This is a genomic window from Streptococcus sp. 714 (assembly GCF_013277115.1).
In the GTDB taxonomy this organism is placed as follows: Bacteria; Bacillota; Bacilli; order Lactobacillales; family Streptococcaceae; genus Streptococcus.
In genome coordinates, this window is sequence record NZ_VMMH01000038.1 from 1 (window position 1) to 14,753 (window position 14,753).

17 protein-coding genes are annotated in these 14,753 nt (G+C 41.8%); all 17 read right to left on the reverse strand.

Annotation, left to right across the window (positions count from 1 at the left end):
- Positions 1 to 194: 194 nt before the first annotated feature.
- On the reverse strand, positions 195 to 914 hold the full coding sequence (locus tag HT718_RS09270; protein WP_239682330.1) for a transposase: 720 nt from the start codon (positions 912 to 914) through the stop codon (positions 195 to 197).
- Positions 915 to 1,289: 375 nt separating this feature from the next.
- A complete protein-coding gene (locus HT718_RS09275; protein ID WP_173268273.1) occupies positions 1,290 to 2,105 on the reverse strand; it encodes an ABC transporter substrate-binding protein in 816 nt (271 codons plus the stop codon).
- A 157-nt stretch (positions 2,106 to 2,262) separates the two neighbouring features.
- Positions 2,263 to 2,916 (reverse strand): phosphate signaling complex protein PhoU, encoded by a 654-nt coding sequence (phoU, locus tag HT718_RS09280; RefSeq protein WP_061087782.1) that lies wholly within the window; start codon positions 2,914 to 2,916, stop codon positions 2,263 to 2,265.
- Between the two features lie 11 nt (positions 2,917 to 2,927).
- Complete coding sequence (pstB, locus tag HT718_RS09285) at positions 2,928 to 3,686, reverse strand: phosphate ABC transporter ATP-binding protein PstB (protein ID WP_000133485.1); 759 nt, start codon at positions 3,684 to 3,686, stop codon at positions 2,928 to 2,930.
- Positions 3,687 to 3,698: 12 nt separating this feature from the next.
- Positions 3,699 to 4,502 carry a phosphate ABC transporter ATP-binding protein PstB gene (gene pstB, locus HT718_RS09290; protein ID WP_173268274.1) on the reverse strand — a complete coding sequence of 268 codons (804 nt, stop codon included), beginning with the start codon at positions 4,500 to 4,502 and terminating at the stop codon, positions 3,699 to 3,701.
- A 10-nt stretch (positions 4,503 to 4,512) separates the two neighbouring features.
- Positions 4,513 to 5,397 (reverse strand): phosphate ABC transporter permease PstA, encoded by an 885-nt coding sequence (gene pstA / locus HT718_RS09295; protein WP_173268275.1) that lies wholly within the window; start codon positions 5,395 to 5,397, stop codon positions 4,513 to 4,515.
- Positions 5,387 to 6,304, reverse strand: coding sequence for a phosphate ABC transporter permease subunit PstC (gene pstC, locus HT718_RS09300; protein ID WP_001070902.1), 918 nt, complete (start codon positions 6,302 to 6,304; stop codon positions 5,387 to 5,389). Before pstC ends, pstA begins: the two co-directional genes overlap by 11 nt.
- Positions 6,304 to 7,182 carry a phosphate ABC transporter substrate-binding protein PstS family protein gene (locus HT718_RS09305; RefSeq protein WP_173268276.1) on the reverse strand — a complete coding sequence of 293 codons (879 nt, stop codon included), beginning with the start codon at positions 7,180 to 7,182 and terminating at the stop codon, positions 6,304 to 6,306. Before HT718_RS09305 ends, pstC begins: the two co-directional genes overlap by 1 nt.
- Positions 7,183 to 7,403: 221 nt before the next feature.
- Positions 7,404 to 8,708, reverse strand: coding sequence for an RsmF rRNA methyltransferase first C-terminal domain-containing protein (locus tag HT718_RS09310; RefSeq protein WP_173268277.1), 1,305 nt, complete (start codon positions 8,706 to 8,708; stop codon positions 7,404 to 7,406).
- Complete coding sequence (locus tag HT718_RS09315; protein ID WP_173268278.1) at positions 8,709 to 9,482, reverse strand: inositol monophosphatase family protein; 774 nt, start codon at positions 9,480 to 9,482, stop codon at positions 8,709 to 8,711. It lies immediately after the preceding gene.
- A complete protein-coding gene (locus HT718_RS09320) occupies positions 9,472 to 9,750 on the reverse strand; it encodes a UPF0223 family protein (RefSeq protein ID WP_061087777.1) in 279 nt (92 codons plus the stop codon). The genes HT718_RS09315 and HT718_RS09320 overlap by 11 nt, the downstream gene beginning before the upstream one ends.
- Complete coding sequence (locus tag HT718_RS09325) at positions 9,750 to 10,151, reverse strand: Spx/MgsR family RNA polymerase-binding regulatory protein (protein WP_000631254.1); 402 nt, start codon at positions 10,149 to 10,151, stop codon at positions 9,750 to 9,752. The genes HT718_RS09320 and HT718_RS09325 overlap by 1 nt, the downstream gene beginning before the upstream one ends.
- A 209-nt stretch (positions 10,152 to 10,360) precedes the next feature.
- Positions 10,361 to 10,978, reverse strand: a complete 618-nt coding sequence (locus HT718_RS09330) for a TIGR01906 family membrane protein (RefSeq protein WP_173268279.1) — start codon at positions 10,976 to 10,978, stop codon at positions 10,361 to 10,363.
- Entirely contained in the window at positions 10,968 to 11,741 is a 774-nt protein-coding gene (locus HT718_RS09335) for a TIGR01457 family HAD-type hydrolase (protein ID WP_173268280.1), read from the reverse strand. The genes HT718_RS09330 and HT718_RS09335 overlap by 11 nt, the downstream gene beginning before the upstream one ends.
- A gap of 9 nt (positions 11,742 to 11,750) precedes the next feature.
- Entirely contained in the window at positions 11,751 to 12,488 is a 738-nt protein-coding gene (locus HT718_RS09340) for an acyl-[acyl-carrier-protein] thioesterase (RefSeq protein WP_173268281.1), read from the reverse strand.
- A 4-nt stretch (positions 12,489 to 12,492) separates the two neighbouring features.
- Positions 12,493 to 13,623 (reverse strand): radical SAM family heme chaperone HemW, encoded by a 1,131-nt coding sequence (gene hemW, locus HT718_RS09345; protein ID WP_173268282.1) that lies wholly within the window; start codon positions 13,621 to 13,623, stop codon positions 12,493 to 12,495.
- A 175-nt stretch (positions 13,624 to 13,798) separates the two neighbouring features.
- Positions 13,799 to 14,753, reverse strand: a 955-nt coding sequence (locus tag HT718_RS09350; protein WP_173268283.1) for an LPXTG cell wall anchor domain-containing protein, incomplete at its 5' end; no start/stop codon positions are given.

The window sequence follows — 14,753 nt, forward strand, 5'->3', positions numbered from 1 at the left end:
ATAAAATAGATATTTAATAAAATCAAGCCTTTTTCCTTTTTTATCATTATATTTTCAAAATATAATGATAAGTCCAGCCATTTCTTTTTTTGAAATACTTGTGATATAATAACAAGAATTAAAAAAATTATATTATTTCTGTTCATTATAATCTAGAAAAATCTAAATAAGTGATTCCTGAGAGATCTATTTACTCAAAAAGAGCAAAGATAATTAAAAATTTTTAAAAAGCTGTTAGGCCCTTGAAATATCTCCTGATAATTCTCATATTTTTCAGTACGTACTGAAAAATCATCCTTGACTTTACGCAAGACTTTCTTGAGTTTACGACGCTGGGTTTTACGTTCATCCTTTCCTTTAACGGGTGTCTCCTCAATGTCCTGGTTCAGTTTTTCCAATTCTTCTTCAAGGACTTGAGCGAATGCAAGCAACTGCTCTGAGGAGATAGGCTCTTGTGTATCCAGTTCGATAGCTTGATGGATAAGGGGTGTGATTTCTTCTTGAAAATAGACCTGTATCTGTTCTTGAAGCTTGGCGAAGAATTTCTCTGTCGCTTTCTTCCACACGAAACTATACTTGTTGGCATTAGCTTCAATCTTAGTCCCGTCAATAAACAAGCAATCTAAGGTCACTAACTCTTCCATTTTTAAACGAAGATTGAGGTCGATGAAAAGATCACGAATGAGTTCTTCCATCCCTTCAGCGACACGAAAACGATTGATGGTACGGTAGCTGACAACCAACTGCCCTGTTAGGTACTGCATAGCCAGATTTTCAATCATCATTTTTTCAATTTTTCGACCAAAGAAAATCCCTTGTGAATAGGCAAATAGAAGAGCAGATACAAGCATTTTGGGGTGATAAGACGGGCGACCAAAGGCATGATAGAAGGCGTGGAAGTGACTATCTTCCAAGGTATTCACCACTTTTTCAATAGTAAAGACGAGATGGTCTTGTGGCAAGAAAGAACTGATTTCTAGTGATAAAATTGTTTGATTTGTGTTACATAGAGGATTGAATATAAAGCTGGGACAAAAAGATTTTGATTTTAGGAATTCTTTATTATAAATTTTTAAAATCGATAGATTAGGAAAAAAAGCGAACAAGACAAAATTCTGAATGTCAGATAACTCATTTTGTTCGCTTTTTATATTTAAGGTTAGATTTTTGTCCCAAACTCAGTTTCAATCTACTATATTTTACCAAGACTATCGCAACGATGCAAAAAGCAACGGCAAATCCGTTGCTTTTTTTGGAGATAAGAGACTATTGTCCCAGACTCTTTTTTCTTATTGTTCAACTTCTGTTAAAGTTGCTGCTTTTTCAAGATAGCTTTGGTAAGTCCCTTCATCCTTGAGTTTTTGGATGACCTTGTCCACCACTTCTTTCAAATCAGCACTATTTTTTCTAAGGGCAACGGCATTGGCTTCGCCATCCTTCATCTTCAAGCTGACAGTTGCAACAGCTAGGTCGGCATTTTTAGCAGCATAGCTAAGAGCAACAGGCTCATCCATGTGAACAGCATCTACTTTTCCAGCCTGTAATTCATTAACAGCTTCACCCATATTGGTTAGGGAAGTTAATTGCGCTTTTGGCAATTGTTCCTTGACCATAGCCTCTGGAACAGTCCCTTTTTGAGCTGCAATATTAGCACTTTCTAGACTAGTTAAATCCTTATATTTTTCTACATCAGCCTTACGAACCAAGAAACTAATCTTGTTTTCATAGTAAGGGATTGAAAAGTCAAAGACTTCTTTTCTCTCGTCAGTAGCGCTAATTCCCGCAACTGCTAGGTCAGCCTTCCCAGTTTGAAGACTGGTCAAGACATTGTCAAAACTCATGCTTGAGATTTCCAACTTCACCCCAAGTTCATCAGCGATAGCCTGAGCCATATCAATGTCCGCACCGACTACCTGATTTTTTCCGTCAACCAAGGCTTGGAATTCAAAAGGTGCATAGTCAGGACTGGTCGCCACAACTAATTTCCCCTTTTGCTTAATGGCCTCAAGAGCTGACTGAGAACCATTCGAACTTGACTGGCAAGCCACTAAGAAGAAACTTGCAAGAAAGCTACATAAAACAAATATCCATTTTTTTGATTTCATAAATAAACAACCTCTCTGTTAATTTTGTATAATTATAACGCTATCCAAGATGCTTGTCAAGCGTTTTTTGAATTTTTATCTCAAAAATATTTTTTTCATTCAATAAAAGGAGCTGTCAGTTGATTTCAAGCTCCTTTTTATACAGAATGGATCTATTTTATAGTTCGACAATCTTACCTGTTTCAAAGTAAACAACCCATTCACAGATATTCTTAGCATAGTCTCCAATGCGTTCCAAGAAGGCAATCACTTGGAAATAATCACGACCTGTAACGATAGCATCTGGATTTTTCTTGATTTCTTCTGTAGCCAACTCACGAATGCTATCAAAGTAATGGTTGATTTTTTCGTCCATAGCTGCTACTTCATAGGCCTGGTCAACTGAACCATTGAGATAGAGTTCCAGAACTGCTTCGACGAAGTTCTTGACATCGCGACCCATTCTCTTGATTTCTTCTTCAACAGCAGGGATACGTTGTTCCCCCTTCATACGAATTGCTGCTTTAGCAATAGAAACAGCATGGTCACCCATACGTTCCAAGTCAGATACAGCCTTCAAGACTGTCAAAACGGTACGCAAGTCTTGAGAAACTGGCTGCTGAAGGGCAATCATTTCAAATGATTTCTTCTCCAATTTCACTTCGTATTCGTTTACTTCTGCATCATCTTCGATGACTTCCTTGGCCAAATCACGGTCATGCGTAACAAAGGCACGCACTGTCCGATTGATTTGGGATAACACTTCTTGTCCCATAGCATAGAACTGGTTGTGCAATTTCTCTAAATCTTCTTCAAATTGAGAGCGTAACATCATTTATCTCCTTATCCAAATTTTCCTGAAATATAATCTTCTGTTTCCTTGTGTTGTGGGTTGAGGAACATCTTCTTGGTATCGTTAAACTCAATCAAATCTCCATCTAGGAAAAATCCTGTCTTGTCAGAGATACGAGAGGCTTGTTGCATGGAACGTGTAACCAAGAGCATGGTGTATTTATTTTTTAGCCCATACAAGGTTTCCTCAATCTTACCAGCCGAGATAGGATCCAAGGCTGAAGTCGGTTCATCCAAAAGAATGATTTTAGGACTAGTTGCCAAGACACGGGCAACACAGACACGTTGCTGTTGTCCACCTGAAAGCCCGATAGCTGAATCATGTAGGCGATCCTTGACCTCATCCCAGATGGAAGCTCGTTGCAAGGCTTTTTCTACCGCTTCATCCAGAACCTGCTTGTCTTTCACTCCATTGATACGAAGCCCGTAAACAACATTTTCGTAGATAGACATAGGGAAGGGGTTTGGTTGTTGGAAAACCATACCAATTTCCTTCCGCAATTCAACTGTATCTGTACGTGGGCTGTAGATGTTGTGGCCGTTGTAAACCACCGAACCAGTTGTGGTTACCTCTGGATTGAGATCCCCCATGCGGTTGATAGCCTTGAGGAGGGTTGACTTCCCTGATCCAGATGGACCAATCAAGGCTGTAATTTCCTTAGGTTGGAAAGATAAGGAAACACTATTCAAGGCCTTTTTTTGATTGTAGTAAACGGACAGGTCCGATACCTGTAAAATCGCTTCTGTCATACTGTTTCCTTTCTATCCAAAGTGTCCTGTTACGTAGTCATTGGTTGACTGTAGTTTAGCATTTTGGAAAATATTAGCGGTCTTATCGTACTCAATCAAGTCACCCAAGTAGAAAAATCCTGTGTAATCACTAGCACGCGCAGCCTGCTGCATACTGTGGGTCACGATGATGATGGTAAAGTCCTTCTTCAATTCCAACATTGTTTCTTCCAGCTGGGCTGTCGCAATCGGATCCAAAGCTGACGCAGGCTCATCCATTAAGAGTATATCTGGTTTAACAGAGATAGCACGAGCGATACATAGACGTTGCTGCTGACCGCCTGATAGGGTCAAGGCTGACTTGTGCAAATCGTCTTTGACCTGATCCCAAAGGGCAGCTTGACGAAGAGAGGTTTCCACAATTTCATCCAAGACTTGCTTGTCCTTGACGCCTGCACGTTCATGGGCAAAAGTGATGTTGCGGTAGATAGACTTAGCAAAAGGATTTGGTCGTTGGAAGACCATTCCGATGTGTTTACGCATCTCATAAACATTGATTTCTGGACGATTGACATCAATCCCTTGATAGAGGATTTGACCTGTGACCTTGGCAATATCAATGGTATCATTCATACGGTTGAGACTGCGGAGGTAGGTTGATTTTCCTGATCCAGATGGGCCAATCAAGGCAGTAATTTTATTTTTTTCAAATTGCATATCGATGCCCTTGATGGATTCTTTTTTACCGTAGTAAACATGTAAATCCTTGGTAGAGAGGGCCACTTTCTCTTCAGGAAAGGTGATGATATGCTTTTCATCCCAATTATATTTTGACATGGCTTCTCCTTTAGGCAGCGGTTAATTTCTTGTGTAGGTAGCTTCCGAGTTTGCGGGCTCCAAAGTTAAAGATGAGAATAAAGATGAGGAGCACTGCGGCAGAACCTGCTGATACGATGGTGCCATCTGGAATTGTACCTTCACTATTGACCTTCCAGATGTGGACAGCCAAGGTTTCTGCTTGACGGAAGATTGAGATTGGGCTAGTCACACTGAGGATATTCCAGTTAGACCAGTCTAGGGTTGGAGCAGATTGCCCTGCTGTATAGATGAGAGCTGCCGCCTCACCAAAGATACGACCAGAGGCCAAGACAACCCCAGTTACAATCCCTGGAAGGGCTTCTGGAATAACCACATGGACCACAGTCTCCCAGCGAGAAATCCCAAGGGCCAAACCAGCCTCACGTTGCGTATGGTGAACGTGTTTCAAGCTGTCCTCAACATTACGAGTCATCTGAGGCAGGTTAAAGACTGTCAAGGCCAAGGCACCTGAGATGATTGAAAATCCGTACTCAAACTGAACTACAAAGATCAAGTAACCAAAGAGACCTACAACCACTGATGGTAGAGAAGACAAGATTTCAATACAGGTTCTGACAAAGTTGGTCACAGGACCTTTTTTGGCATATTCAGCTAGGAAAATCCCAGCTCCCATAGACAAGGGCACAGAAATAATCAAGGTAATGACCAGAAGGAAGAAGGAATTATAGAGCTGAATTCCAATCCCTCCACCTGCTTGGTAAGAAGAGGATTTGCCAGTCAAGAAAGACCAAGAGATGTGGGGCAAACCACGAACCAAGATATAAAGAATCAAGGATGCCAAGATGGCAACGATAATTCCTGCAATTGAGTAGAGGACAGCTGTTGCAATTTTATCTAATTTCTTAGCGTGCATAGTTTTTCTTTCCTCTTTCTTTCGTAATCAATTTAATCACACTATTGAAGGCCAAACTCATCAAGAGCAAGACTAAGGCCAAGGACCAAAGTACGTTATTATCAACTGTACCCATGACGGTATTTCCGATACCCATGGTCAAGACAGAGGTCAAGGTCGCAGCAGGTGTTGTTAGTGAAGTTGGGACAACGGCTGAGTTTCCGACCACCATCTGAATAGCCAAGGCCTCACCAAAGGCACGCGCCATCCCAAAGACCACTGCTGTGAAAATCCCTGAACGCGCTGCCTTCAAGGTCACGCGCCAGATGGTTTGCCAACGAGTAGCCCCCATAGCCAAACTTGCTTCGCGGTAGTGACGAGGCACCGCACGCAAGCTATCTGTTGTCATAAAGGTTACCGTCGGTAAAATCATGACAAAGAGTACGAAAATCCCTGACAGAATCCCAAAACCAGTTCCACCAAAGATACTACGGACAAAAGGAACTACGACCTGCAAACCAATAAATCCATACACGACTGAAGGAATTCCGACTAAGAGTTCAATAGCTGGTTGCAAGATTCTAGCACCTTTTGGTGAGACCTCCGTCATAAAGACAGCTGCTCCAATGGCAAAAGGAGTTGCGATAAGGGCTGACAGGATTGTGACAATAAAGGAACCCAAAATCATTGGAAGCGCACCAAATTGTTTACCTGAAGGATTCCAAGTTTGGCCAAATAGGAAATCAAAGATATTAACCCCATTTACAAAGAAGGTCGACAAACCTTTTTGGGCTACGAAAATCAAAATCATGGCCACAATGATAACAATCAAAGACAGACAGGCAAAGGTTAAGCCTTTTCCTAGTTTCTCTAGACGAGAGTTCTTTGAGGGAGAAAGTAATTTTTTAGCTAATTCTTCTTGATTCATTATTGACTCCCTTCTAGTGCTATCACCGTTCCTACAGCGTCTTTTTCAACCTTCATTTCCTTGACAGAAATATAGCCCATTCCCTTAACGATTCCACTTTGCGCTTCATCTGAGAGGACAAAGTTGAGGAATTCTGCCACCAATTCGTTTGGCTGACCTAGGGTGTACATGTGTTCATAAGACCACAAAGGCCAGTTATTGGTTGTAACATTTTCTGCAATCGGCTCATAGCCGTTCAATTTCATGCGTTTCACCGAGTCATCCACATAGGCAAAGGCTAGGTAAGAAATGGCTCCTGGTGTCTGGGAAACAATGTTTTTGACCATCCCATTTGAATCCTGTTCTTGACTCTGCACGGCAGATTGACCATCCATGATAACACTATCAAAGGTTGCACGCGAACCAGAACTTGCTGCACGGTTTATAATAGAGATGGCTAAATCCTTCCCACCGACTTCTTTCCAGTTGGTTACTTGGCCTGTGAAGATGCTACGGAGTTGTTCTGTTGTCAGATTTTCAACGTCAACTTCCTTGTTCACAATTACTGCCAAGCCTGCTACGGCTACCTTATGATCCACTAGAGCGGATGCGTTGATACCGTCTTTTTCCTCGGCAAATACGTCTGAATTTCCTACATCAACAGCTCCAGATTGAACCTGAGACAGACCTGTACCAGATCCTCCACCTTGGACGTTGACTGTTTTTCCAACGTGCATAGAGCCAAATTCATCTGCTGCTGCTTCGACCAAGGGCTGAAGAGCCGTTGAGCCAACAGCTGTCATGGATTCTCCACGATCAATCCAGCTAGCACATCCCGCCAAAGAACCTGCTAGCAAAAGAGCTGCAAGGGATAGAGCGAGTTTTTTCCTTTTTTTCACTGTTTTTCTCCTTGAAAATAATGGTGAATGCTGTGAATTTTTTCAACTATTTATTTATGTTTTTCCTTTTTAAAATTAGGAGGTGACTGAAGTTGCTAGCTTAGTTTTACTAGAAATTTGCTCAGTTTCCTTCTCCACCAATTTTGACTTAAAATGAAAGACAATTTGAAAAAAATCCATACTTCCACTATAACATAGACAAGCTACTTTGACTAGCATTTTCACTTGAATCTGAGGCCTTTTGGAAAATAATTTTTCAAAACATTTCCAGTCACCTTAGCAAAGCCCAAACCATTGCCCTGAACCAAAACTTGGTACCAACCATTTGGCAGACTTTCCTCAAGCTGAACAGTCTCTCCAGCCACATACTTTACAAACCCTTCTTGGTCAATTTCAACCGACTGCTTGACCTGATTCGGTTTCAAGGCTAGACCAAGAGCGAAACTGGGTTCAAAGCGTTTCTTCTTAAAGGTACCCAAATGCAGGCCATTGCGAGCAATCTTGAGCTTCCCTAAATCTGGCAAGAGTTCTGGTAAGAGATAAAGCTGGTCACCAAAAGTCTGCAAAATACCCGGTAGATTGATGTTTAGATGTTTTTGGGCAAATTCCTGCCACAAGGCAACTTGCTCACGGCTGAGATTGCTTTTACTTGCCTTACATTTTGGTGCTAGATTTTCACCCTTAAACTGTAGATGGGCTACAAATTGCCCTTCTCCCTTAAAATGATGAGGATACATCCGAGCCGTTTCTGGCAGGTCAATACCAGCTACCATTCCATTGATATGTTCAACTGGCAACAAGTCAAAATCATACTCATCCAACAACCAGTTGACAATCTCTTCATTTTCCTCAGGTGCCCAGGTACAGGTTGAATAAACCAAGCGACCACCTTCAGCTAACATAGTTACCGCATCCGCTAGAATTTCTCTTTGCAAACTAGCACATTGACTCGGATAATCTAAGCTCCAATAGTCCATAGCGTCTGGTTGCTTACGGAACATTCCTTCACCAGAGCAAGGGGCATCAAGGACAATAAGGTCAAAATAGCCTTTAAAGACCTTGGCCAAACGGTCAGCAGATTCATTAGTCACTACGACATTTGTCGCACCAAAGCGCTCCATATTTTCTACTAAAATCTTAGCCCGTTTGCTTGAAATTTCATTGGAGACGAGAAGTCCTTCCCCTGCTAGATAGGCTGCCAGTTGAGTTGATTTTCCACCTGGAGCAGCGGCCAAATCCAAGACCTTCATTCCAGGACTGGGTTGGGCTACCTGAGCCACCATTTGAGCAGCTGGTTCTTGCGAATAAACTAAACCAGTAGCATGCTCAGGCGATTTCCCTGAAACCTTCCCATAATGTCCCCAAGGGGTTTGAGGAATAGCATCAGAAAAGGAAACTGGCGCTTCTTTTAAAGGATTGACCCGAAAGGCCGAAATCGCTTCCTCCTCAAAAGAGGCAAGAAAATCTCTTGCCTCATCTCCTAGTATCTCTTCATATTTTTCAACAAATCCTTCTGGAAATTGCATTTAAGTTCTTTTCCTTTCGTAAATATAGGACTGAATTTCCTCCTGCATCTCAAGAGGCACCATCATGACAGGCTGTCTGGTTTGAAAATCAAGCGGTTCACCAGATAGGGTCACCACCCGATAGCCCAGACTTTCCCCTAAAATACTAGCGGCAGCATAATCCCATGGTTGCAGATAAGTAACATAGGTCAACAAACGCCCTGACAAAATCTTGGCAAAACTAATGGCCGCACTCCCATAGACACGTACACCAAGAACCGCTCGACTCAAATCAGCCAGCCCCCATTCATTGGTTTCCAGCATACCACTATTTCCTGCAATGAGAAAATCTCCAAGTGGTTTTGCTTTAAAGGGAGCTAGGGGCTGATCATTTAGACAAACTGGAAACTTACCACCACCGTGATAACAATCCCCTTTGACCACATCATAAATCAGTCCAAACTGCCCCTGACCATTTTCAAAATAAGCCATCATGACAGCAAAATCTTCCTGCTGGGCCACAAAATTATTGGTACCATCAATGGGATCAATGACCCAAACCTTGCCCTCTTGAACCGAGGCTCGCAAACAGCCCTCTTCAGCACAAATCTTATCCTCAGGATAACGGGACAAAATCTCACTAACCAAGAGTTCCTGAACTTCCTTGTCCAGCCTGGTCACCAAGTCTGTTGGAGAGGACTTGGTCTCAACACGCAAGTCTTCCTGCATATGGTCAAGGATATACTGGCCCGCCTTCTTAACAAGCTCTTTGGCAAATTCAAATTTACTTTCCAAGAGAAATCTTCCCTTCCCCTTTTTCCTTGGCAGCCTGAACCGCTCGATAAAGCGAATAGCCACTAACCGTTTCAAATTCTCGTCCCAAACGCTTCTCTTCACTCTTGCTTGGCACAACCAATTTGAATCCCTTATAGGAGTTTAGTAACTTTTTAGCTTCTACTTTGCCTTCATAGGCAGCTTCAACATCATTAAAAAAAGAAAGCACTGAAGCAAGTTCTTCAGTGCTCCACGACAAATCTAGTGGGTAACTATACTGTTTGTTCATTAACTAATACCAGCTCTCATTCTTGCTTCTTTTAGTTCTTGCTTACGATAACTACGAGGGAGAAAAGCACGAATCTCATCTTCATTAAAACCGATCTGCATGCGTTTGGCATCGATAATAATTGGGCGACGCAAAAGACTAGGGTACTGCTCAATCAAATGAAGCAATTCCGATACCGAAATACTTTCTACATCAATATCTAATTTTTGAAAAATTTTTGAACGAGTTGAAATGATGTCATCAGTACCATTTTCGGTCAAGGAAAGAATGTGTTGCAATTCTTTTCTTGTTAAGGGACTGGTCATAATATTGTGTTCCTCAAAGGGCACCTTATGTTTTTCTAACCAGGCCTTTGCCTTACGACATGAAGTACAGCTCGGTGATAGAAATAGTGTAATCATGCTTTTCTCTTCTTATCTATACTTTGCTACTTCTATTATACAAAAAAATAAAGCGCTTGACTAGGGATTTTTAGAAAAAAAGCCTATTTTTCAAGAAAAATAGACTGTTTGCGAACGATTGATACTATTCAGAATTAGTTAATTCACTCTTAACGATGGTTTTAAATTATGTACATTTTTATATATACAAATTAAAAACAGCTTTCGTTTCACTTCTTACGACTTTTTAGATATAGATAGCCAAAAAAGCTTTCATAGAGGGCAAAAAAGAGGAGGAAGGCATGAAGGAAGAAGGTCTCTGGCAAAATCAGAATCACTGGATCCTTAGCTGGGTCAAAAAGCCAGGTATCATCTCCCACAAAGAGAATTTGATGGAAAAGAGTAAAGAATTGGTCAAAACCAATCAAAACTCCCCCAAGACCAATCAGTAAAGGTAAGACCACTAGAGCCAAAAGCCCCTTACTAAATAAAGATAAAAAGCCCTTTTTCACAATCTTATTGACAAAGAAATAGAAGCTTGGTAGTGTCACAAGAGCTACTAGCTGTACCAAGTGAAAGAGATTCTTGACCACCGCAAAGTGGTGCAAACCAGCTGCTGACGAACGAAAATCTGGCATCTGCAAGAACTGACTAAAAGGATTGGTCAGATAATTCATCAAAATATGAAAGTTGTACTGAATGGTTTCTGGTTTTAGATAAACTCGATCCGTCAAGTTCAGCCACTGAATTTCAAACGGATAGAAAATCCAAGCTAGATAAATGGTCAGCAGGATTGAAAGAGAGAGGAGAAAGAGCATAGAGCTCCAAAAGGTCAGTTTAGTTTTCATCAAAGTTCCACTCCGCAAGGCTAGAAACCACATGAGTCGGTGCGATTGGCAGGTCTGCCACTTCTTCTGCCTTGGTAAAACCTGTTGTCACCAAGAGCGTTGGAATGCCATTGTCAATCCCTGCTCGAATATCAGTCAAATAATTGTCCCCAACCATGATTAATTCTTCACGTTCCAAACCTAAGTGCTCAACCGCCTTGTTCATAATGATAGCATTTGGTTTCCCGATATAAACAGGCTTCACTCGCGTAGCCACTTCAAGCAAGGTAATTAGTGAACCAGCACCCGGCAAAAGACCGCGTTCTGTCGGGATGTTAAGGTCAGGATTGGTTCCGATAAAGTGAGCACCCTTTTGGATAGCCAGAGTTGCTGTCGCAAATTTTTCATAGTCGACCTGCCAGTCCAGCCCTACTACCACATAGGCAGGATTTTCCTTGTCTTCCACATAACCAGCCGCCTTGATAGCTTCCTTGAGGCCTGATTCACCAATGACATAGACCGTCTTTTCCAGTCCCAAGTCATTCATATAGTCGATCGTTGCCAAGGTCGCTGTGTAGACAGTCGATAGGGGCGTATCGATATTAAAATTCTGAGCCAACATCTCCTGAACGCTCTCTGGAGTGCGGGTTGTATTGTTGGTTACAAAGAGATAGGGGATGTCCCGCTTTTGCAATTCATGGACAAAAGCCTCTCCTGCCGGAATTCGGTCTTTCCCCTTATAAATAGTACCGTCTAAATCAATTAAATAACCTTTATATTTCATACTTTTCCTCTAATCCTTTTCTATTTCTTGCCAAGTGATGATAGCTTGGGCATTGGTAGCACCGTCGCTTGTAATCTCATGCTCGCTTTCCAGTCCAGTCTGTTCAACCGCCGATGTAATCACCCCACCTGGTCGAACTTCCTTGACATACTTGAGATTGATTTTCTTGGGAATATACTGGGTCAAAAAATCCGCTCCCATGACCTCAAAAATCCAATCCAAATATTTACTGTTATTGACATGACCATTCATATCCAAGTCGTAAAAACGAACATGGTAATCCTTGCTGACTGGCTCGTCCAAGGACTCATACTTTGGTCCACGGATAAGTTTTTTATTAAATTCAGACTGGTAAGGAGCCACAATCTCAGGTTCGACAGCATGGACTTTTCGACTGTCTCGGTCCATGAGAACAAAGGTCGCCATCATGTGGATGAGTTCCTGCCCTGCTTCATCATAAATGGTAAACCGACGGTAACAAAAGAGTCGATTGTAGCTCAAAGCTTCCGTTTCAATGGTAATTTCTTCCGCAAAACGAGGCAAACGAACTACCTCAATATCATAGTCTGTGATAATCCAGACCAGATTATAGTCCTCCAAAATGGTCTTATCACTAACTCCCAGTTCAATCGACTGCATCCCTGAAACCTGCAGAGACAGCAAAATCACATCTGGAAGTTTAATATGACCGTTCATATCAGCCATATCAAAAGGAATTTTCATTTTCATTTGATAAGTTAAGCCCATGATCCTACTCCAAAATAAATCGTTCTGCTACGGTGTCTCCCAAAAAGAGACCTCTCTTTGTCATGCGCACGCGGTCACCCTCTATTTGCATGAGACCTTGTTGCACCAAGTCTCTGACAATTTCTCCATAAAGCCCCTCAAACGGCCGACCAAATTTCTCCTCAAATCGCGCCATAGAGACCCCTGATTTCTTGCGAAGCCCCAGGAACATTTCTTCTTCCATTTGCTCTTTTTGACTCAGGTGCTCTTCTGTGATACGTGCGTCGCCTTCCTCAACTGCACTCAGATAATGACGAATGGGACCATGATTTTTATAACGAACACCATTGACATAACCAGATGCCCCAGCACCGATGCCATAGTATTCAGCATTGTCCCAGTACATGAGATTGTGGCGACTTTCAAAACCAGGTTTGGAAAAATTGGAAATCTCATAATGCTCAAAACCTGCTCGCTCCAGCTCTGCGATGATGTACTCAAACATTTCCGCTTCTAGTTCCTCCTTAGGCAGAGGCAATTTCCCACGTCGCATCCGGTTCATAAAGACCGTATGGTTTTCTAAAATCAAACTATACAAACTCATATGGGGAATATCCAGCCCAATGGCCTTAGCCACATTTTCCTTGACTTGCTCCATGGTCTGGCCAGGTAGCGCATAAATCAAATCAATGGAGATGTTGTCAAAACCAGCCAGTTTCAGACGGTCGATATTTTCATAAATATCCTTCTCCAAATGACTGCGCCCAATCTTTTTCAACATTTTGTTATCAAAAGTTTGCACACCTAGTGAAACACGATTGACAGCCGAGTTCTTCAAAACAGCAATCTTATCCGCATCCAAGTCTCCAGGATTGGCTTCAATGGTCAACTCCTCCAAGACAGACAAGTCCAAGTTTTCAGTCAATCCCTTCAATAACACCTCTAGTTGTGACGCTGACAGGGCTGTCGGTGTACCACCACCGATATAGAGGGTTCTCAACCTTTGAATATCATAAGATTGAAACTCTTCTAACAGATGCTCCAAATAGCTATCTACCGGCTGATTTTTGATGAAAACCTTTGAAAAGTCACAATAATAACAAATCTGGGTACAAAATGGGATGTGCACATAGGCTGATGTTGGTTTTTTCTGCATAGTCTTATTATACCACAAAAAGCGAACAATACTTAGAATTCCGTTTAACAAAATCCTAGCATTGTTCGCTTTCTTTATCTAATCATTCTTTGTATTTTATGGATAACACAACTATCAGAATCAATCTAGTTCGTTGTTAAAACACAAAAGAATGAATGTTCATCTGACTAAATTTTTAGTCTTCTTTTTTCTTGCGAGCTACAAGTCCAAATCCACTCAATAGTCCAAGAAGTCCTAGAGATGCAAGAGCAGCATTTGATTCTGTTCCTGTATTTGGCAATACATTTTGAGAATCATTTGATTTAGCTCCATTATCCATAGTAGTCTTAGTATCTACCTGATCTGCATTCGGAGTAACTGCATTTGGAGTTGGAGTAGCTGGTGTTGGAGTAGCTGGTGTCACTGGCGCACCTGGATTTGTATCTGTTGGTGTTGCTGGTGTGACCTTACCTGGTGTTACTACATTTGGAACTTCTACAGCTGGTTGACCTGGTTCAGTAATCTTAGCTGTACCTGGGACATCTTTCTTAGGAAGTTTGTCATTTGGTACTTTACCTTTACCATCTTGACCGATTTCAACTGTGATTGGACCATTTTCACCTGGGATTTCTACCGTAGTTCCTGGTGGGTATGTTGAGCCATCTGGTTTCTTAGGTGTTACTGTAACGTCACCTGTCTTAGGATCTTGTTCCAACTCTACTGTTGGTGTCTTTTGAGCTGGTGTTTCTGGTGTTACCTTAGCTGGTGTTTCAAATGGAACTTCTACAGCTGGTTGACCTGGTTCAGTAATCTTAGCTGTTCCTGGTACTTTACCGTCTGGTAAGTCACTGTTTGGTACTTTACCTTTACCGTCTTCACCGATTTCAACAGTGATTGGTTTTCCATCTTTACCTGGGATTTCTACCTTAGTTCCTGGTTTGTATGGAGTTCCATCTGGTTTCTTAGGTGTTACTGTAACTTCACCTGTCTTAGGATCTTGTTCAACATCTACTGTTGGTGTCTTACGAGCTGGTGTTGTTACATCCACTGGTTGTGATGGTTTCTTATTAGGTTCTGTTACTGTTCCTGTACCTGGGACTTCTTTCTTAGGAAGTTTGTCATTTGGTACTTCACCTGAACCATCTTTACCG